The following is an 18,263-nucleotide window of genomic DNA, read 5'->3' as shown; positions in this document are numbered from 1 at the left end:
CGCTCCCGGAGCGGATTACAGTCAAAACAGATATCGGGAGCTTAATGTCTCCCGCCAATAGATTACGGATAGCTGAGTGGTGACTCAAAACGCCAAAAAACGGGCGCAACTATCCTGTATTAGCAGGAAATAGGAGGTCGGAAGAGCGAACTTGAAACTTGGTTTTTTTGGGAGTTTTGGTATTGGCTTTCTAGTGAATCGATAAGCGGTGTAATTGCCGCCTGTGCCGAGGATAGTAAGCCAGACGCGCAGCCACCTAGATCACAGCCGCAGTCCTGCATATCACAATGGCTTACACTCGAAGCAGGGTCGACAGTGGAGGTTTCATGGCTGGAGTGATCCATCGGCACGGTCACCGCACCATCGAGTCCGGTATCTGATATCGTCGCCATCGGCAAACAAGGATTCGCCAACGCAGAAAACCCCTGGCCAAGAAAGACTAGTAGTGTCAGGCTGAGGAGAGTCTGTTTGATAGTTAACATTGTTTGGATGCAAACCCGTTTTTACCAACTGTGCTTAATAGAGTACATCAGATTGGCAGTAGTTCAATGATTTTTTTGATAGTGACGTAACCTCTATGCCTAATTAATATCAGCGAAATATTCGCTACAGGGGGCGTATTAATGTAATTTGGAGATTCCTATGGCACATGCCTTGTGTGAAACAAGTTGTCTGCTGGCAACGTTATTAAATAGGCATGCAGTGATGACAGTAAGGGTTTGTTATAACACGCACGAATTTGAAGCAGTGGATATCCATCTGCGAACTTTGCGTGATCGGCAGGAGTTTTCCGATGAGCAAGGTGTAGCGGCAGACCTGGGCATTTGCTCGGCGTCTTGGCCCATGTTTGGTGTTGTGTGGCCCTCCGGACTCGTGCTTGCCCACTACCTGTTTAACTTCGATATTACCAATAAACGGATTCTCGAAGTCGGTTGCGGTATAGGTTTAAGCAGCTTATTGCTGAACCACCTCAAGGCAGATATCACCGCCACCGACCACCACCCGGAAGCGGAAGCTTTCCTGATCAAGAATGCGCAGCTCAATCATGACCCCTTGATTCCTTTTGTGCGCACTGGCTGGGCTGACCCGAAAACCGCTTTGGGTGAATACGACCTAGTTATCGGTAGCGACCTGCTCTATGAGGACCAACATATTCATTTACTGGTTGCCTTTATTGCGCAGCACTGCAAGGCGCACTGTGACGTTATTTTAGTAGACCCCGGGCGTGGTAGACATACGAAATTCAGCCGTAAAATGATGGCGTTAGGGTTCACTATGGAGCTCACCAGATCAGGTGACAGGGCCTATCTGGATAAACCCTTTAAAGGAGTGATTTTGCGTTACACAAGGTAAAAGCGGCCGCGCCAGCAGTCAAATCCCTTCTCCCAAGGGGAGTGGCGATGTCGAAGCAGGGCGGTTGATTAGCACCGAACAATTGCATAAGGGTTTGGGCCAGACTAAATGATCGAAGTAGCATGGACGCACCGGGCACAAGAACACTTAAGAGAAATTTATCAACACATCGTGCAAGACCGCCAATCAAGGCCGAGCACTTACTCCTTCTGGAGCCGCATGGTACCGGAGTATCAAAACCCGACTATCCGGGAATCTTTGAGGGTGACTATCGAACAATCGATAAGAGGGGGTTTTAGTGCCTTATGGCTAAGACAAAATCGGCCATAAACCTTTTAAATCAAATGCTCAGCTATCGCCCAAAATCGTAGAAAGTCACAAATAACACATAAAATGTGTTCATTTTTCAAAAATAATCGTTATGCCTGATTATGCAGTTAAGGTCGTAAAATTGATCTTGAAGTTTTTTATAATAGGATGATTTTTCATCGAGTGGATCCATCATTTTTTTAAGTTTTACGCACTGATTGTGCTTTTCTTGTGATTCGCTGATTGTTTGAGATTTAGGTTTTGTTGCTAAGTATGTTAGTGCTTTGGCTGGTTTCCTTATTGGTTTTTTTATAGGTTTCTTTGCCGTGTTTTTGGTTAGTAGCTTTTGTTTATCTAATGAAGTGAATTGTGTCCTTAGATGGTTTATTTCTTTGTTTCGAGCATTGACCTTATGTTGAAGTATGGTGACTTCTTGTCGGGTTTCATTCCATTTCATCCAGTAATAGTAGTTCCCGCCTGCAAGGCATAGGCAGCTAATTGTGAGTATTGAATAGATGGTTATTAGGATTTTGTCAGCGTACATTTTGTGCTCCTTGTAGTATTACATCCAGATTACCGGAATCCCTATTCTATTAAGGGTATCCTCACATAGTTATCGCTTGAGCCTTGAGTATAGTATGTTTTTTGCGAGGACTAACCCTTTCCTGGTTCTTGGTAATTTTTGGCAGTTGCTTCGATTTTAGGACTAATTTGGCCTACATTAGGAAAGGTCGTTCCATTAGTTTTCAATCGGCGCCAACAATTAAGGTAACTATGCGATATGCTCATCTTGCTCTTGAAAACTTATTGGCGCGGTTAAGTATAACCCATTGAATAGCCTTTAAATTATTATGGTTACATGTAAGTTGAATTAAGATTTTCTTGTGAGATAATCGCTCTGCTTTGTCTGGTAGTAAGACTACATACAGTTTTTAGTTTGCTTCTAGCTAAGCTAAATAATCTAGTATTTACCAAAAATAAAAATAAGGAAAAAACATGCATCAATATTGTGTTAATAGACAACCTCAGCCAACTGGAGAACATGAAGTGCATAACTTGGGAGCAAACTGTCCGTACTTACCCGAATATAAAAATCAGTATGAATTGGGAAGTTTTTCTGATTGCTCAACTGCAATTTCAGTAGCTAAGGTTTTTTATAACAGCGTGGATGGGTGTGCTCATTGTTGCCCCGATTGCCATACTAGATAAATAAAAGGGGATATTTGAACAGTATAGGAAGGAGAATTAATTAGTTTTTTTATAAAACTGCACATTATCTGTGCATTATCTGTGCATTTAGAAGTTCAGTTGGTAGGGTGGTTTTTGCAAGCGGTTGAAAATAAAGGGAAAAATGGTGCCCAGAGACGGGATCGAACCATCGACACGAGGATTTTCAGTCCTCTGCTCTACCGACTGAGCTATCTGGGCATTCTTTTTACACTTTGTCGATGGATAAGCAGATAACCCAATCGAACAGGGCGGCTATTAAACCGTTCTAGCGAATTGTAGTCAAGAGTAATTCTGCCAAAATTTGGTTATTCCGGCTTGCTGGGTGGCACATAGCCCTCAGCGCGCGCGAAGTCTTCACCGGCAAGAAATTTTTCCATTTGCTCAGCCAGGAATTTGCGTGAGGCGGCATCGACCATATTCAGTTTGCGCTCGTTTATAATCATGGTTTGATGTTGCAGCCATTCCTGCCAAGCTTTTTTGGAGACGTTATCAAAGATATCCTGTCCTTTTGGCCCAGGATAGGGGGGGGCGTCGAGGCCTTCTAATTCTTGTTGATATTTTTTACAAAAAACTGTGCGACTCATGGGGCTTCCTAATCGTCATAAAACTGAGTGTTGCATTGTACTTAGCTAGGTAGGATAAGACTAGTTCAGTTTTTGCTTAGCCTCTTTCGAGTAGTTTTTTGATGGGAGCGGCGAGGCCAATTTTTTTAAGTTCTTCCGCCTGATACCAGCGCCAACGGTCTGAGTCTTGTATCTGTGTGCTCTGATATTGGATTTGTGCTTGGATTGGTTGTAGCTCAAGGTGAAAGTGGGAGAAGGTATGTCGTAGCTTGTCGCATTCGCTCGGATTGTTGATTTCGCATCCGAGTCTCTGCTGCCATCGCTCGTATAGCGTGTTTTTATCCCTATCTTCCGGCAAACTCCAAAGGCCACCCCAGATACCTGAAGGTGGCCGCTTTTCTAACAAAACTTCTCCGTTTTGGTTTTTTAAAATGAGGCAATAGGATTGTTTGGTGGGAATGTTAAATTTGAGTTTGCGCTGGGGAAAAGCCGTCACCTGGTCGCTCAAATGGGCAGCGCAGTTTCTACTTAGCGGGCATTGGTGGCACTGAGGCTTGGTGCGGGTGCAGACCGTCGCACCAAGATCCATGATCGCTTGGGTGTAGGCCGCGACGTTAGACTTTGGTGTGTAGTCTTCAGCATATTGCCAAAGCTTTGCCGCCACGGCGGATTGTCCTGCCCAGCCTTCGACAGCATGAAAGCGCGATAACACACGTTTTACATTGCCGTCTAAAATAGGCGCACGACCATTCATTGCAATACTGATAATGGCCCCGGCGGTGGAGCGGCCAATGCCGGGGAGCGCAGATAATTTCTCTACGGAGTTAGGAAAGTCACCTTGATATTGCTGCTGTATTTGCTTTGCCGTTTTATGCAGGTTGCGGGCGCGGGCATAGTAACCAAGCCCGGACCAGTGCGATAAAACCTGATCTTCGCTGGCAGCCGCTAAGGGTTTCACGCTGGGGAAGCTGGCGAGAAAACGTTCATAGTAAGGAATAACCGTGCTGACCTGCGTTTGCTGGAGCATGATTTCCGAAATCCATACGCGATACGGGTTGATCGCCTTTTGCCAGGGCAAGTCTGTGCGGCCATGCTCAGCAAACCATTTTAGAATTGCCTGATTAAACTTGCTGGGAGTCATTTGAATTTTAGTATTTGTTGCAGCTGGTCGCCAAAATCATCACCTAATTTTTTGCGTAGGGTTTCTTCCAGTTTACTGCCAGCTTTCAGCTTGAGTTCTTTTTCGGCAAGCGTAACAATTATTTTTTGCATTTGCTTCGCATCAATGGAACAGAGGTCGGAAGGCTCGGCATCCCACTTGCCCGCGCAGCGGATCGGCCACTCAATGTCGCGATAACGCGCGTGCACTTCGCAGGCTTTGTTTTCCAGGTCTCCCAACAGGGTTGTGTTAATACCTAAATCTAAGGTTTCCTGTGGCAGATTGATGGTGCCGGTGCCGCGTGCTTTGAGTTTTTCGACAGCGATGTTCAGGGCTTGCAAATTCACTAAGCCATTGTTAATGGTCATGCTGCCATCGAAAGTTTTGAATCGTGTGTTCTTAGTTGCGCTGGGTATTAATTCTAACTGGCGAATGGTGGCGATGCCTTCACAGACCATTTGCTCCAGGCTAATCTCCTTCAAGACGCCATTTGCCACCGAGAAATTGGCTTTACCGTTGAGGTTACGTTTTATTTGGTCTAGATCGTTCCCCTGCGCGTTGATATTGAGAGCTAGGTTTAATTTGCCGGAGATGTAGTCTATATCGGCTAGGGCTTTGAGCACTGGTCCGGCCTGCATATTATTGAGAGTTTTGTTGATGGCGATTTGTGGGGTTTTACCACGGGCGTCGATCACTCCGTCAATGGCAAAGTTACCCTCGTAGAGATCGCCTTTAATTCGCTCCAAGTTGATGAGCCCGTCATGGCCTTTAGCCTTAAAGTTGAGGTTCTCAATGGTTAACCCGGAGGCGACTAGTTTTTTAAGTTGCAGCACGCTGTCAATATTCAGAGCGCCCAGCAAAGCAACCGGTAGCAGCAGTGCTGGTGGCTGCTCTTTATTTTTCTGCTGTTGATCCGTTGCTGCGGCTGTTTTAGGCAAATAGCGGTCGAGATTAAAGGCGTCGCCGGAGAGGTTGAATACTATGTCCGGCTTATCATAGTTTTTAAGTACAAAATTACCGGTAAGTTTGGTCTGATCAAGTGTCAGATCAAGCTCGCTAATATTCAGCGACTGTCCGGTGGCTTTAAATTTGAATTGGCCAGCGAGCTGGTTTAACGCTTTCGGATCCTGCGGGGAGAGCGCATTACCTGACATCGCCAATAGTCGTTTTAAGTCGTTAAATTTAATTTGCAGCTTACCCTGGGTATTCGGTTCCAGGCTGAGCTGACTAATATTAGCGTTGCCGTGAGCTTCCACTAAACTTGATTTGACGGAGATGCTGTCCAATTTCAGGGTATCTTTGTCGGTGTCTAGCGTGGCAGATAATTTCATATCTATCGGTAAATCCATATCCGCAAGGCTGGGGACTTGTAGCAGCACTGCCCATTGGCTGGGGTTAAATGCGCCAATCTCCAATTGGCTGGTAAATTGCGGCTTGTTGAATAGCCTGCTTGTTTTAACGTCACCCAGGATGCGTGTTTTGGCGAGATCAATGCTCAAGTCTTCAAGTTGAGCGGCTTGATTGGGTAAGTCCAGGGTGATGTTAGTGTCGATATGAACTGGCACGCTGACCTTATTATCGGCTTGAAGATAATTGAAGTCAGCGGTCAGCGGAAAATGGTTAGAAAGCTCTGGGTTACGAATTTGCAGTGCTAGATCGAGCAGTTGATAATGGGTTTTTTGCTGTAAATCCCGATAGTTGATTTCAGCATTTTCAATGTTAACATCGCCCAGACTGAATGCTGCAAGGGGTGCACTGGCTAGCGATGCCTGGTTTTTGTTTGGCGTTTTACTGGTCGCGGGGCTGTCGATTTCCCAATTCCCTTTGCCATTCTTATCCACGATCAGGTTGAGTTTAAGGTGGTCTAGCTTGACGCCATCCACCACCAGCTCACCGTTGAGCAGGGGTTTGAGTTTCGCAAAAATTTGCAGCTGCTTAACTGCAGCAATTTCCTGTTGTGTTTTATTCAGCGTAACGCTATTGGCAGCGACACCTAACCAAGGAAATACCGAGAGAGAAAGATCTCCGTCAATTGCCAGTTCTAGTTGAGTTTGCTGTTTGACCCATTGCTGAATTTCCTGCTTAAAGTCATTGGGGTCAAAGATGGTCAATAAATAGAACGTGAATAATCCGATAGCGACTATCAGCGTAACTAAAGTTACCGCAAGGAATTTAAATAGTTTACCCATACATACCTCATGAGAGCTTTGTCTAACGGCTACGCTAGGCAACGGACTCAATAAATTACAAAATGTGCCATTCAGACAAGCCGTTTGGAAAAGGTTTCAAAGATTCAAATTATTTTGCGCGGATCTGTAGAACCCCTTGCTCGCTGCCTACCAACAGGACGTCGGCGGGACGCTGAGCGAACAAACCATTGCTGACTACTCCGACAATATTATTGATCTGACTTTCCAGTTTCATCGGTTGAATAATTTCCAGGTTGTGGACGTCCAGAATAATATTGCCGTTGTCGGTTACGAAACCGTCGCGGTACTCTGGTGCGCCGCCCAGTTTCACCAGCTCGCGTGCGACATGGCTGCGCGCCATCGGGATAACCTCGACCGGTAGCGGAAAGGCGCCCAGTACATCGACTTGTTTGCTGGCGTCAACGATACAGACGAACTCTTCCGCCACGGCGGCTATAATTTTTTCCCGTGTGAGTGCGCCACCGCCACCTTTAATCAGTTCCAGGGCCGCATTGGTTTCGTCGGCGCCATCAACGTAGACTGCCACCCTATCAACTACTGTTAGCTCATACACCGGAATGCCATGTGCTTTGAGGCGCGCTGTACTGGCAACGGAACTGGAAACAGCACCATCGAAGCGATGCTTAATTTGTGCTAAGGCGTCAATAAAACAGTTGGTGGTAGAGCCGGTGCCGACGCCGACAATGGTGTCATTCTGTAATCTATTTTGGATATGATCGACGGCAGCTTGCCCGACAGCCTGTTTCAGTTCATCCTGCGTCATGGGGCTATTTGTCATGGAGAAAGGTTTCCGCGAGTGAAAAGGGGAGTTGCGCCAAGATTATAAGGCCTTGGCGCGATTGATTATAGACTTGTTCGCCACTAACTCTTTATCATAGGCGTCTTTTCAAAGTTATAAGGTGATCACAGGTTCTCATGCCCCAACAGTACGTAAAAAAAATATTAGAAGCCAGAGTCTATGATGTCGCTATCGAGACCCCGATTGATGAGGCACGGTTCCTTTCAGAGCGTTACCACAATCGTATTCTGATTAAGCGCGAGGATTTGCAGCCGGTTTTTTCTTTCAAGCTGCGTGGCGCCTATAACAAGATGTCCCGTTTAACCACTGCACAACGTGCCAAAGGCGTAATTGCTGCCTCCGCCGGTAATCATGCGCAGGGGCTTGCGCTGTCTGGAAAAAAGCTGGGTATTAACACGGTTATTGTGATGCCGAAAACGACACCAAATATTAAAGTAGCGTCAGTACGCGCGCGCGGCGCAAAAGTCATTTTGCATGGTGATACCTACGATGAAGCCTCTGCCCATTCCCATAAGTTAGCCAAGGAAAAAGGCTATACTTATGTGCACCCTTTTGATGACCCTGACGTGATAGCAGGACAGGGTACCATCGGTATGGAAATTCTGCGCCAGGTGACTGGGCCGCTGCACGCAGTCTTTGTGCCGGTGGGCGGAGGTGGGCTGATTGCAGGTGTGGCTGCTTATATCAAATTCGTACGACCGGATGTAAAAGTGATTGGGGTAGAAGCCGAGGATTCTGCCTGCATGAAGGCTGCTTTGAAGAAAGGGCGTCGAGTCATTTTACCGGAGGTTGGCATTTTTGCTGATGGCGTAGCGGTGGCTCAGGCGGGCAAAGAAACCTTTCGTATCGTCAAGCAGTGTGTCGATGAAATCGTGACGGTCAATACTGATGAAATCTGTGGTGCGATTAAAGATGTCTTTGATGATACGCGCTCGATTGCCGAGCCTGCTGGCGCGTTGGCGGTGGCTGGGCTGAAAAAATATATCGAAACCAATAGTATTCGTGGTAAGACACTATTAGCTATTGATAGCGGCGCTAATGTTAATTTTGATCGTTTACGGCATATTTCTGAGCGTTCAGAATTGGGTGAAAAACGTGAAGCGATTATTGCCGTGACGATTCCCGAAGTGCCAGGAAGTTTTAAGAAATTCTGTGGTGATCTAGGTAAACGTAATATTACCGAATTTAATTATCGCTATGCCGATGAGTCGGATGCACAGGTTTTTGTTGGCGTTCAGCTCAGTGACGGTGGTAAAGAACGAGCTAAATTAATTGCCGAGTTAGGTAAGCTTAAATACGCTGTGCTTGATCTTACCGAAAATGAAATGGCGAAACTGCATGTGCGCCATCTAGTCGGTGGGCGTGCACCCAAAGCTCAGAATGAGCTGGTGTTTCGGTTTGAGTTTCCCGAGCGTCCGGGTGCGCTGATGAAGTTTCTGCAGACCTTAGGACAGCGCTGGAATATATCTTTGTTCCATTACCGGAATCATGGCGCCGCCTATGGTCGTGTGATGGTGGGTTTGCAGGTTCCGGCTAACGAGAAAAAACGGGCTGAAGAATATTTTAGAAAGATTGGTTACCCTTTCAGTGAAGAGACAGCTAACCCGGCTTACCAGATTTTTCTTAGCTAAATAGCGTTAGCTCATGCTCTGAAGCAGTACCCTGAAGCGGCACATCCCACTCACTCGGTTTGATCTCATTAATTATTTGAAAGCTATGCGCCAACCCGATCAGCGTTGGCTTTTGTGGCCGTGGCTGCCGCTTCAGAAAGGCAAAGGTTCGATCATAGTAGCCTTTTCCCATGCCCAACCGATTTCCCTCTGTATCCACCGCCACTAAGGGTACGAATACCAAATCCAGGGCTTGCGCCGGGTAAATAGTATCGGACGAGTACTTCGGTTCGGGGATACCGTAACGGTTATTTTCCAGGATTGACTGCTGAGTATAGCGCGCAAAAATTAACTGGTTGTCACCATTATGGGCCAACACGGGCAGGTAGCAGGATATCCCCATCCGCCAAGCCGCTTCGACGAGCGGGTGAGGGTTGATTTCACCCCCATTGGCCAAATAAAACGCAATATGTTGGCTATTTTTGAATAGCGAAAAATCCGCTAAAACATGAGTTAAAGCCATCGATGCTTCCTGTTGCTGTGAAGCATTCAAAGCTTGGCGTGTACGCCGCATGCTTTGTCGCAAATGTGTTTTATCGAGCATAGAAAACCCGGAAAATTTAGATATTTAGGAGAAAGGATTATAAAACGGATAGTGGCGGCAAGGGTAGGATTTAGCAGCTCTCCGCAACGCCGTTGTCAGCCAAGCCCTTGAACCATTGGTCCAAGGCGGTGGCAGCTGAAGCGAATCAGGCTTTCCGAATGAACGGACATGCACACCTTCACTTCGAAGCCGCCCCCAAAATTTAAATATAGGCTCGAGGACTAAACTGACTAGCGAACGTAACAGAGAGCTTGTTAACTAGTATATCGCATAGGATGATTTTGTCAGTTTTTACTACAGGTTTTTTAGATTGTTTTGGTTTACGAGAGCCAGTCTTGGCGCGAAATGGTTTTAAAAGGTGAAAATTTAGTATTGCTAAAGCCGACCGTGCAACGCAGTCAAAACCGGGAGACTCAAGGGGCTAGGAGATATCTTTTAAGAAATCGTCTATTTTGGTGGCGAGACGTAGCGCGGTGCCTTGGCTGCTGCTATGGGCCTGGTCTTTTTTAATAAATTCGTGGGTGATATTTAAAGCTGCCATGACGGCAATCCGCTCTAAACCATGCACTTTGCCTGAGCTGCGAATGGCGCGCATTTGGTTGTCCAAGTGCTGGGCCGACTGTTGCAAAGCCTGTTGTTCTTCAGGCGGACAGGCGATCAGGTACTCTTTGTCAAGAATATGTACCTTGGTGGTATTGGCGCTCGTAGCCAAAGTTAGTGTTCCATTGCTTTAAGGCGAGAGATCATACCCTCAACTTGATGACGGGCCATGTCCTTTTGCTTTATAGCCCGAGAACGATCAGCTTTATAGGTCTGATTTTCTTTAGTTAGTGCAATGTTTTTTTCGTGCATCAGCCGACAGGTTTCTATCAACTGATTAACTTTAAGTTCCAGCGCTTTGAAATCTAACTCACTCATAGCATTATTTTTTTAAATTTGAAGTCTTGTAGTACTATAGTTGCGTCGCGCACGGTGGTCAACGGTCGCAAATCATATTTTACTCAGTCGGCAACGGGGAAATTGAACTTCTCTTGGCGCTGCGAATTGTCTATTGGAATGTAAATGACGGATTTAGATAGAACAGAGGGTGCTGAAGTGCTATTTCGCCAGCTGGCAAATTTGTTTGTGGAAATGGACGTGTTTGCGTCACCTTCTGAGTGTCATGGTTTGCTCTGTGGATTGTTGGTGCAAGGTAAAGTGCTAAGCGAGGCGGCATGGCTGCGAAGTGTTGCCAGCTACCTGGAGCAGGTAAAAATAGATAATAACAATGCTAAAGAATTGCTGGGCGAACTGTATAAAAATACGGCTTCGCAGTTGCAAACGCCTGGGTTTGAGCTGGCATTAGTGCTACCCGATGAAGATGTTGAGTTAAGCAGGCGGGTGGAAAGCCTAGGTCTGTGGTGTCAAGGGTTTTTAGCCGGTTTTGGTAACCGTCAATTAGCAAGTCTGTCTGAAGAGGCGCGTGAATCGTTAGAGGATTTTGCTGAAATAGTACAGATCGCGCGGGATGACTTGGACGAAACCGAGGAGGATGAGCAGGATTTAATGCAGGTCTCAGAATATGTGAGAATGGCCGCCATTCTTATTTATAGTGAATTGATGACGGATAAGGATAAGCCGCTCAAGACGACGATGAATCAGCCACCGCCCTACCTTCACTAACTCCCTACCCATCGCGACTAAATAGAGATTTATAGATGCAGATATCCGCTAGAGAATTCCAGCAGCGTCGTCAACATTTGATGGCCTTAATGGGTGAGAACAGCGTGGCGATATTGCCTGCTGCGCCGGTGAGAATACGTAACCGTGACGTCGAGCACCCTTATCGGCAAGACAGTGATTTTTACTACTTGAGCGGGTTCACTGAGCCGCATGCGGTAATGGTGTTAAAGCCGGGACGTAAGCATGGAGAGTTTATTATGTTCTGCCGCGAACGAGACCCGGAACGTGAATTATGGGATGGCTATATTGCCGGTCCCGAGCGGGTATGCGAGCTATTTGGCGCGGACGATGCTTTTCCCATCAGCGATATCAATGACATTTTACCTGGCCTGATGGAGGGCTGCGACAAAGTTTACTACTCGATGGGTTCCAATCAAGACTTCGATAATAAGGTCATGAGTTGGATCAAAGTTATTCGCTCCAAGGTGCGTAGCGGCGCGCAACCACCCAATGAGTTTATGGTTCTGGATCACTTTCTGCATGATTTACGGTTGTACAAAAGCAAAAGTGAAATGCAACTGATGAAGCGGGCTGGGAAAATTTCTGCCCAAGCACATATGAAGGGCATGCAGGCTTGTCGTGCGGGGATGTATGAGTACCAGTTGGAGGGCGAGTATTTGCAGCACTTTATTCAAAATGGCTGTCGCTCGTCGGCCTACCCCAGCATCGTTGGCGGTAGCGCTAATGCCTGCACCTTGCATTACATTGATAATAAAGATGTGCTGCAGGACGGTGATTTGGTCTTAGTCGATGCCGGTTGTGAATATCAATATTATGCCTCGGATATCACACGCACTTATCCGGTAAATGGTAAATTTAGTAAAGAACAAAAAGCGCTTTATCAAATTGTGCTGGATGCTCAGGCGGCTGCGATCAAACAGGTGAAGCCGGGCAAGCATTGGGATCAAGCGCATCAAGCGGCGGTTAAGATCATTACCAAAGGCTTGCTGGATCTGGGGATACTTAAGGGGCGTCTCAGCGATTTAATCAAGAAAGAGGCTTATAAACCCTACTACATGCATAAAACCGGTCATTGGCTGGGTCTCGATGTGCACGATGTTGGTGAGTATAAAGTTGGTGGTGAATGGCGCCTACTAGAGCCGGGCATGGTGTTGACAGTGGAGCCGGGAATTTATATTGCACCAAACGCCAAAGGCGTGGCGAAAAAATGGCGTGGCATTGGGATACGCATTGAGGATGATGTAGTAGTGACCAAGGATGGTTGCGAAGTACTGACCGATCTGGTGCCAAAAGAGATCGACGCGATCGAACAGTTAATGGCTAATCGAGGCTGATTGAGTGGCGGGAAACGCACAATTTGACCTGGTGATTGTCGGTGGCGGTATGGTAGGCGCCAGTCTGCTCTGTGCGCTATCACCGTTGGTGAACCGGTATGGTTTACGGGTTGCGATCATCGAAGCATTTCCGCTGTATGCGCAAGCTTCAGCAGGAAACTCAGGTGGTCAAGCTAAGCGCTCATATCAGCCGAGCTATGACGCGCGCTCAACCGCTCTTTCCTGGGGTAGCCGCAATATTTTTAAACGCATGGGCCTGTGGGAAAAGCTAGTTGAGCAGGCGACGCCGATTGAGCGCATCCATGTTTCGGATCGAGGGCATTTTGGTAGTGTGCGCATGAATGCGCAGGACTACTCTGTAGATGCCTTGGGCTATGTGGTTGAAAATGGTTGGCTAGGGCAGGTGTTGTTGGAAACCGTCGAGCAGATGAAGCAGGTAAAGCTTATTTGTCCGGCACAGGTGGCCAGAGTGGAAAGCATACCCACTGGTACTCGCATAAGCTTTGAACAAGAGGGCTCGAGTCAGAGCATAGAGGCAGGGTTGCTGGTCATTGCTGACGGTGGCCGATCCGAGCTTTGCCAACAATTAAAGGTTGAGTCAGAGCAGCACGATTATCTACAGCACGCCATTATCGCTAATGTTACCGTTCAAAAAGCACATCAAAATGTTGCCTATGAGCGCTTTACTAGCGCCGGTCCCTTGGCGTTATTGCCGCTGCATGAGCCTGGTAAAAGAGCATCGGAGCAAAATCGAAGTGCGCTGGTGTTAAGTGTTGGTGCGGATGAAGTGGACGTCTTAATGGCTATGGATAATAAGGCGTTTATCGAACAGCTCCAGGAAAAATTTGGCTACCGCCTCGGGCGATTTGAGCAGGTAGGAGAGCGCCACAGCTACCCCTTGACGTTGCGCCGAGCGACAGACCAGATACGGAATGGCATCGTGATTATGGGGAATGCGGCTCATACGCTGCATCCCGTAGCTGGGCAGGGTTTTAATTTGGCGCTACGTGGTGTTGCCGCTTTGGCGGAAACGATCCGGGAAGCCTGTACTCAAAATGAGTGGTTGGGGTCGATCGATGTGTTGCAGCGATATTTGGCGCGTTGCGACAGCGACCAACAACAGACCATTGCTTTTTCCGATCAAATGATAAAGCTGTTTTCTAACGATGATTTTTTACTCAGTCATCTGCGCGATTTAGGTTTGGTCGCACTTGATTGTGCGCCGCTTGCTAAGAAACTATTTGCCCATAAGGCAATGGGCTTTAGTCATCAAGTGCCACCCACGTTCCATGCGGGGAAATAGCTCTGTGGTCTCTGGGCGAAAACGCAGGAAAACCCCAACGCAGGCTTTTGACCTAATTATTGTCGGGGGCGGTATGGTGGGTGCGGCCTTAGCCTGTGCTTTGGGCGGCTCTTCTTTACGTATCGGGTTGGTCGACGCCAATCAGCCACCAGTGCTTGCGCTGCCCGAGCACAATGATTTCGACCCTCGCGTTAGCGCACTCACGATGGCGTCACGAAATTTTCTAGAAAATATTGGGGCTTGGTCATTTATTAGTACGTCTCGGCATAGCCCTTTTGAGCGCATGCAAGTATGGGACGCGGATGGTACGGGTGAGATAGTGTTTTGTGCGGCAGAGCTGGGGCAAATTGAGCTCGGGTATATCGTTGAAAACTCGGTGACTTTGGCGGGTATTTATCAGCGCATAGCGCAGTTGCAGAATATTGAAATAATAGCGCCAAGGTTAATAGCGAATATAACAGAATTGCGGGACGGTAACCGCTCTGTAACTCTCCAGGATGGCACGGTGCTAGGTGCCAGTCTAATTGTCGGTGCGGATGGTGCGCAGTCCAAGGTTAGAGAACTCGCGGCGATAGAGGTGGAGGAGAAGGATTATCGCCAGCGCGCAATGGTAACTACCGTTAAAACAGAGTTGCCGCATCAGGCGACAGCGTGGCAACGTTTTTTACCCAGCGGGCCACTGGCATTTTTGCCGCTACGTACTTCTGAGCATGACGATCATTACTGTTCCATCGTTTGGTCCTTGGACGAGGCGCAGGCGGAACCTCTGCTGGCGTTGGACGATGCTGCCTTTGCTGCTGAGTTAGCGCAGGCCTTTGAGCATAGATTGGGCGCGATTCAATCAGTGGCACCGCGCCATGTGTTCCCTTTGCGCCAGCGTCACGCCAAAACCTACATTAAGGCCGGGCTGGCATTGATTGGTGACGCCGCCCACAGCATACATCCGTTGGCGGGTCAGGGTGTGAATCTTGGCTTGCTCGATGCGGCGGTGTTAGCGGAAGAAATTGTACGAGCGTTACAGCGAGGATTGCCATTGACCGAGCCCAGCTTGCTCTCCCGCTATCAGCGTCGCAGAGTCGCGAACAATATGCTGATGATGCAGGCGATGACTGGGTTTAAGCAACTTTTTGGCAATCGCAATCCAGCGCTACGATGGTTACGCAATAGCGGGATGAGCTTGGTGAATAAATTGGGGCCAGTGAAAAACCACCTGGCGGCTCAGGCGATGGGGTTGAGCGGTGACCTGCCTGCGCTAGCCCGATATCAACCAAACTGTACAACAAAATCCAGGCAATAAAAAACCCGGACCGAAATCCGGGTTGCTTTCCCTGCAAAAAGAAGCCATCTCAGTCTGAAGTAAGCTGGCTTCGGGGAACTGAAAAATTACTCTACGTTATCGATATACTTTCACGATAGCGCCAAAAGTTTAAGCCTTTTTTGATGAGCTCTTGATGATTTCGATGTTGGTCTCTAAAGCATTTACCGCGAGGCCAATATTCATCCAGGCTTGCTCTACCAGAGCGTCCTTTGATTTTTCACCAAAGTTCTTTTGAGCTTCCATGGCGGATTCTAGATTCTTACACTGGGCCAGCGTATCGGCTTGTTTTAGTGCGCTTTCAACACCATCACGTAGCTTTACAGACTGCATGATGACTGCGTCGCTAGCCGCTGAGGTATTGGCTTCAATTAATTTTGAGGCGAGCTTAACGTTCTCTTGAATCTTGCTCATCAGGCTGTCAGCGTCATAGAAATCCTTGACTGATTCCTGCAGCTGTTCAATGTTTAAAAGTTTGCCTAGTTGATCTTGAAAATTGTTCATAGTAATCCTCCTGAATCATTTTTCCGCATTGCAAAATGCGATTAAATATTAGGCTTGTGGACAAAAAAAGTCAATACATATTTTGCAGTGCAAAATGATTAGTTGTACGCATTCAATTGCTCGGCAAGCAGCTTATTTTATTAATTTAGCCATTGCTGCCGCTAAATAAGCCCGAATTGGTTCCCGTACCTGCTTGCAGGCCTTATAATGGCCGCGAATTAATACTGGAGTGCAGAGCATGGCTGAACGCAAAGCCAGCGTGGAACGTAATACCCTGGAAACACAAATCAAGGTTTCGGTGAATCTGGACGGTACCGGTGTGGGCAGCTTTAACACCGGTTTGCCCTTTCTCGATCACATGCTTGATCAGGTTGCGCGTCACGGAATGATAGATATTAATATCGAAGCGCAGGGCGATTTAGAAATCGATGCGCACCACACGGTGGAAGATATAGGGATTACGCTGGGACAGGCTATGCTCAAAGCCGTCGGCGACAAAAAGGGTATTCGTCGCTACGGTCATGCCTATGTGCCGTTGGACGAGGCTTTGTCTCGTGTGGTGATAGATTTTTCCGGGCGTCCCGGTGTTGAGTACGATGTGCCCTTTGTGCGTGCTGCGGTGGGCGGATTCGATGTGGATTTGTTCTATGAGTTTTTTCAGGGTTTCGTCAATCATGCTTTGGTCACTCTGCACATTGATAACCTGCGTGGACGCAATGCGCACCACCAGGCGGAAACGCTGTTTAAGGCGTTTGGCCGCGCCTTGCGCATGGCGCTGGAATTAGATCCTCGCATGGCGGGTATTATGCCCTCCACCAAGGGCTCGTTGTAATCCCATTTCTTTGCCCGCCTCTCTAGGGATGGCGGGCTCGTTTAAATCATTGAGGATTGACAGAATATGGCAACTGGCCGTATTGGTATTATTGATTATGGTATGGGCAATCTGCACTCAGCAGCGAAGGCGCTGGAGCATGTTGCCGACGGTGCAGAGGTAGTCGTCAGTTCCGACCCGGAAGTCATTCGCTCGGCGGATCGTATACTGCTGCCCGGCGTAGGCGCTATTCGTGACTGTATGGGCGAAATCCGTCGTTTGGGTTTTGATCAGCTGGTGCGTGACGCCGTCAAGGAAAAGCCTGTGCTGGCAATCTGTGTTGGTATTCAGGCGTTGATGGAACATAGTGAGGAAAATGACGGTGTTGATTGCCTGGGGTTGTTCCCTGGTGAAGTACGTTTTTTCGGCAATTCACTGATCGATGAAAGCGGCGAAAAGCTGAAGGTGCCGCATATGGGCTGGAACCGCGTTAAGCAGGTGGTTGCGCATCCTCTATGGCAGAATATTCCCGATCAAGCCCGCTTTTATTTTGTGCACAGCTACTATGTCGAAGCGCAGCGTGCTGAGCAGGTCGCCGGTGAATGCAGCTACGGCGTTTCCTTTGCCGCAGCGCTTTACAGCAAAAACTTGTTTGCCGTGCAATTTCACCCGGAAAAAAGTCAGAAAGCGGGTCTGCAGTTGCTAAAGAATTTTGTGAATTGGGATGGAGAGAGTTAATGCTTGTTATACCGGCAATTGATTTGAAGGACGGTCAGTGCGTACGTTTGCGCCAAGGTTTGATGGAGGATTCAACAGTATTTTCGGATGACCCGGTGGCGATGGCAAAGCGTTGGGTTGAAGCGGGTGCACGGCGATTGCACCTGGTTGATCTCAACGGCGCTTTTGCCGGTGAACCCGTTAATGGCGCAATCGTACGCGCAATCGCGGCCGCTTATCCAGACTTGCCTATTCAAATAGGCGGCGGTATTCGTTCATTGGAAACAATTCGTGCCTATCTTGATGCCGGTGTTGAGTACGTGATTATTGGCACCAAAGCTGTTAAAGAACCGCAGTTTGTATTCGACGCCTGTACAGAATTTCCGGGGCATATTATCGTCGGTTTGGATGCGAAAGATGGTAAGGTCGCGACGGATGGCTGGGCTGAGGTGTCAGAAGTGGACGTAACTGAACTCGCCAAAAAATTTAAGGATGCCGGTGTCAGCGCCATTGTTTATACCGACATCAGCCGCGATGGCATGATGCAGGGGGTTAATGTCGAAGCGACTGCTCGATTGGCCAGGGCTTGTGGTATTGATGTCATTGCTTCCGGTGGCGTAACCGATATTGAAGATGTACGTGCTTTGGCGCAGGTATCGGATGCAGGTATTTGTGGGGCCATTACTGGGAGAGCCATCTACGAAGGCACGCTGGATTTGCGGGAAGCACAACAACTCTGCGACGAGCTGACAAAATAGT

Annotated in this window: 19 protein-coding genes, 1 tRNA gene and 1 other RNA gene; 9 read left to right on the top strand and 12 right to left on the bottom strand. The window is 47.8% G+C overall.

What is annotated here, in order from left to right:
• Positions 1 to 119: 119 nt before the first annotated feature.
• A complete protein-coding gene (locus tag H6995_13400) occupies positions 120 to 482 on the bottom strand; it encodes a hypothetical protein (protein MCP5215993.1) in 363 nt (120 codons plus the stop codon).
• Between the two features lie 220 nt (positions 483 to 702).
• On the opposite strand from H6995_13400, the gene H6995_13395 reads away from it, so the two are divergent.
• Positions 703 to 1,353: a methyltransferase domain-containing protein gene (locus H6995_13395; GenBank protein ID MCP5215992.1), complete on the top strand. Its 651-nt coding sequence runs from the start codon at positions 703 to 705 to the stop codon at positions 1,351 to 1,353.
• 406 nt (positions 1,354 to 1,759) lie between these two features.
• Here H6995_13395 and H6995_13390 read toward each other — a convergent pair whose 3' ends face one another.
• The 6 genes from H6995_13390 to rpiA all read right to left on the bottom strand — a co-directional run bounded on the left by H6995_13390 (position 1,760) and on the right by rpiA (position 7,587).
• Positions 1,760 to 2,206: a hypothetical protein gene (locus H6995_13390; GenBank protein ID MCP5215991.1), complete on the bottom strand. Its 447-nt coding sequence runs from the start codon at positions 2,204 to 2,206 to the stop codon at positions 1,760 to 1,762.
• An 808-nt stretch (positions 2,207 to 3,014) separates the two neighbouring features.
• Positions 3,015 to 3,090 (bottom strand) — tRNA-Phe (locus H6995_13385).
• Between the two features lie 107 nt (positions 3,091 to 3,197).
• Positions 3,198 to 3,476, bottom strand: coding sequence for an oxidative damage protection protein (locus tag H6995_13380; protein MCP5215990.1), 279 nt, complete (start codon positions 3,474 to 3,476; stop codon positions 3,198 to 3,200).
• 76 nt (positions 3,477 to 3,552) lie between these two features.
• The gene (gene mutY, locus H6995_13375) at positions 3,553 to 4,596 is read right to left on the bottom strand and encodes an A/G-specific adenine glycosylase (GenBank protein ID MCP5215989.1); all 1,044 of its coding nucleotides are present in this window, start codon (positions 4,594 to 4,596) and stop codon (positions 3,553 to 3,555) included.
• Positions 4,593 to 6,803 carry an AsmA family protein gene (locus tag H6995_13370; protein MCP5215988.1) on the bottom strand — a complete coding sequence of 737 codons (2,211 nt, stop codon included), beginning with the start codon at positions 6,801 to 6,803 and terminating at the stop codon, positions 4,593 to 4,595. Before H6995_13370 ends, mutY begins: the two co-directional genes overlap by 4 nt.
• 109 nt (positions 6,804 to 6,912) lie before the next feature.
• Positions 6,913 to 7,587: a ribose-5-phosphate isomerase RpiA gene (gene rpiA / locus H6995_13365; GenBank protein MCP5215987.1), complete on the bottom strand. Its 675-nt coding sequence runs from the start codon at positions 7,585 to 7,587 to the stop codon at positions 6,913 to 6,915.
• 152 nt (positions 7,588 to 7,739) lie between these two features.
• On the opposite strand from rpiA, the gene ilvA reads away from it, so the two are divergent.
• Entirely contained in the window at positions 7,740 to 9,254 is a 1,515-nt protein-coding gene (gene ilvA, locus H6995_13360; protein MCP5215986.1) for a threonine ammonia-lyase, biosynthetic, read from the top strand.
• On the opposite strand, the gene H6995_13355 is transcribed toward ilvA, so the two are convergent.
• From H6995_13355 to H6995_13340, 4 genes are all read right to left on the bottom strand, one after another.
• Positions 9,247 to 9,837 (bottom strand): 5-formyltetrahydrofolate cyclo-ligase, encoded by a 591-nt coding sequence (locus tag H6995_13355; protein ID MCP5215985.1) that lies wholly within the window; start codon positions 9,835 to 9,837, stop codon positions 9,247 to 9,249. The genes ilvA and H6995_13355 overlap by 8 nt on opposite strands.
• Before the next feature lie 74 nt (positions 9,838 to 9,911).
• Positions 9,912 to 10,089, bottom strand: a non-coding RNA gene (ssrS, locus tag H6995_13350) — 6S RNA.
• Positions 10,090 to 10,258: 169 nt separating this feature from the next.
• Complete coding sequence (locus H6995_13345; GenBank protein ID MCP5215984.1) at positions 10,259 to 10,549, bottom strand: cell division protein ZapA; 291 nt, start codon at positions 10,547 to 10,549, stop codon at positions 10,259 to 10,261.
• A 2-nt stretch (positions 10,550 to 10,551) separates the two neighbouring features.
• Complete coding sequence (locus tag H6995_13340; GenBank protein MCP5215983.1) at positions 10,552 to 10,755, bottom strand: hypothetical protein; 204 nt, start codon at positions 10,753 to 10,755, stop codon at positions 10,552 to 10,554.
• 144 nt (positions 10,756 to 10,899) lie between these two features.
• Between H6995_13340 and H6995_13335 the strand changes: the two genes are divergently transcribed.
• Genes H6995_13335 through H6995_13320 form a run of 4 tightly spaced genes read left to right on the top strand, consistent with a single transcriptional unit; the run spans position 10,900 to position 15,454 of the window.
• Positions 10,900 to 11,499, top strand: a complete 600-nt coding sequence (locus H6995_13335; protein ID MCP5215982.1) for a UPF0149 family protein — start codon at positions 10,900 to 10,902, stop codon at positions 11,497 to 11,499.
• A gap of 35 nt (positions 11,500 to 11,534) precedes the next feature.
• Positions 11,535 to 12,854, top strand: a complete 1,320-nt coding sequence (gene pepP / locus H6995_13330; protein ID MCP5215981.1) for a Xaa-Pro aminopeptidase — start codon at positions 11,535 to 11,537, stop codon at positions 12,852 to 12,854.
• Positions 12,855 to 12,903: 49 nt separating this feature from the next.
• Positions 12,904 to 14,157, top strand: a complete 1,254-nt coding sequence (ubiH, locus tag H6995_13325; protein MCP5215980.1) for a 2-octaprenyl-6-methoxyphenyl hydroxylase — start codon at positions 12,904 to 12,906, stop codon at positions 14,155 to 14,157.
• A complete protein-coding gene (locus tag H6995_13320; GenBank protein ID MCP5215979.1) occupies positions 14,144 to 15,454 on the top strand; it encodes a UbiH/UbiF/VisC/COQ6 family ubiquinone biosynthesis hydroxylase in 1,311 nt (436 codons plus the stop codon). Before ubiH ends, H6995_13320 begins: the two co-directional genes overlap by 14 nt.
• 129 nt (positions 15,455 to 15,583) lie before the next feature.
• Here H6995_13320 and H6995_13315 read toward each other — a convergent pair whose 3' ends face one another.
• Positions 15,584 to 15,976 (bottom strand): hypothetical protein, encoded by a 393-nt coding sequence (locus H6995_13315; protein MCP5215978.1) that lies wholly within the window; start codon positions 15,974 to 15,976, stop codon positions 15,584 to 15,586.
• Positions 15,977 to 16,214: 238 nt separating this feature from the next.
• On the opposite strand from H6995_13315, the gene hisB reads away from it, so the two are divergent.
• The 3 genes from hisB (at position 16,215) to hisA (ending at position 18,262) form a co-directional block, all read left to right on the top strand.
• Complete coding sequence (gene hisB / locus H6995_13310; GenBank protein ID MCP5215977.1) at positions 16,215 to 16,808, top strand: imidazoleglycerol-phosphate dehydratase HisB; 594 nt, start codon at positions 16,215 to 16,217, stop codon at positions 16,806 to 16,808.
• 66 nt (positions 16,809 to 16,874) lie between these two features.
• Positions 16,875 to 17,525, top strand: a complete 651-nt coding sequence (gene hisH / locus H6995_13305) for an imidazole glycerol phosphate synthase subunit HisH (GenBank protein ID MCP5215976.1) — start codon at positions 16,875 to 16,877, stop codon at positions 17,523 to 17,525.
• Positions 17,525 to 18,262 (top strand): 1-(5-phosphoribosyl)-5-[(5-phosphoribosylamino)methylideneamino]imidazole-4-carboxamide isomerase, encoded by a 738-nt coding sequence (hisA, locus tag H6995_13300; protein MCP5215975.1) that lies wholly within the window; start codon positions 17,525 to 17,527, stop codon positions 18,260 to 18,262. Before hisH ends, hisA begins: the two co-directional genes overlap by 1 nt.
• The last annotated feature ends 1 nt before the right edge of the window (position 18,263 follow it).

Source organism: Pseudomonadales bacterium (genome assembly GCA_024234615.1).
Taxonomy (GTDB): Bacteria; Pseudomonadota; Gammaproteobacteria; order Pseudomonadales; family IMCC2047; genus JAJFKB01.
Note: the sequence above shows the minus strand (reverse complement) of the source record. Positions and strands in the feature narration are given on the sequence as shown.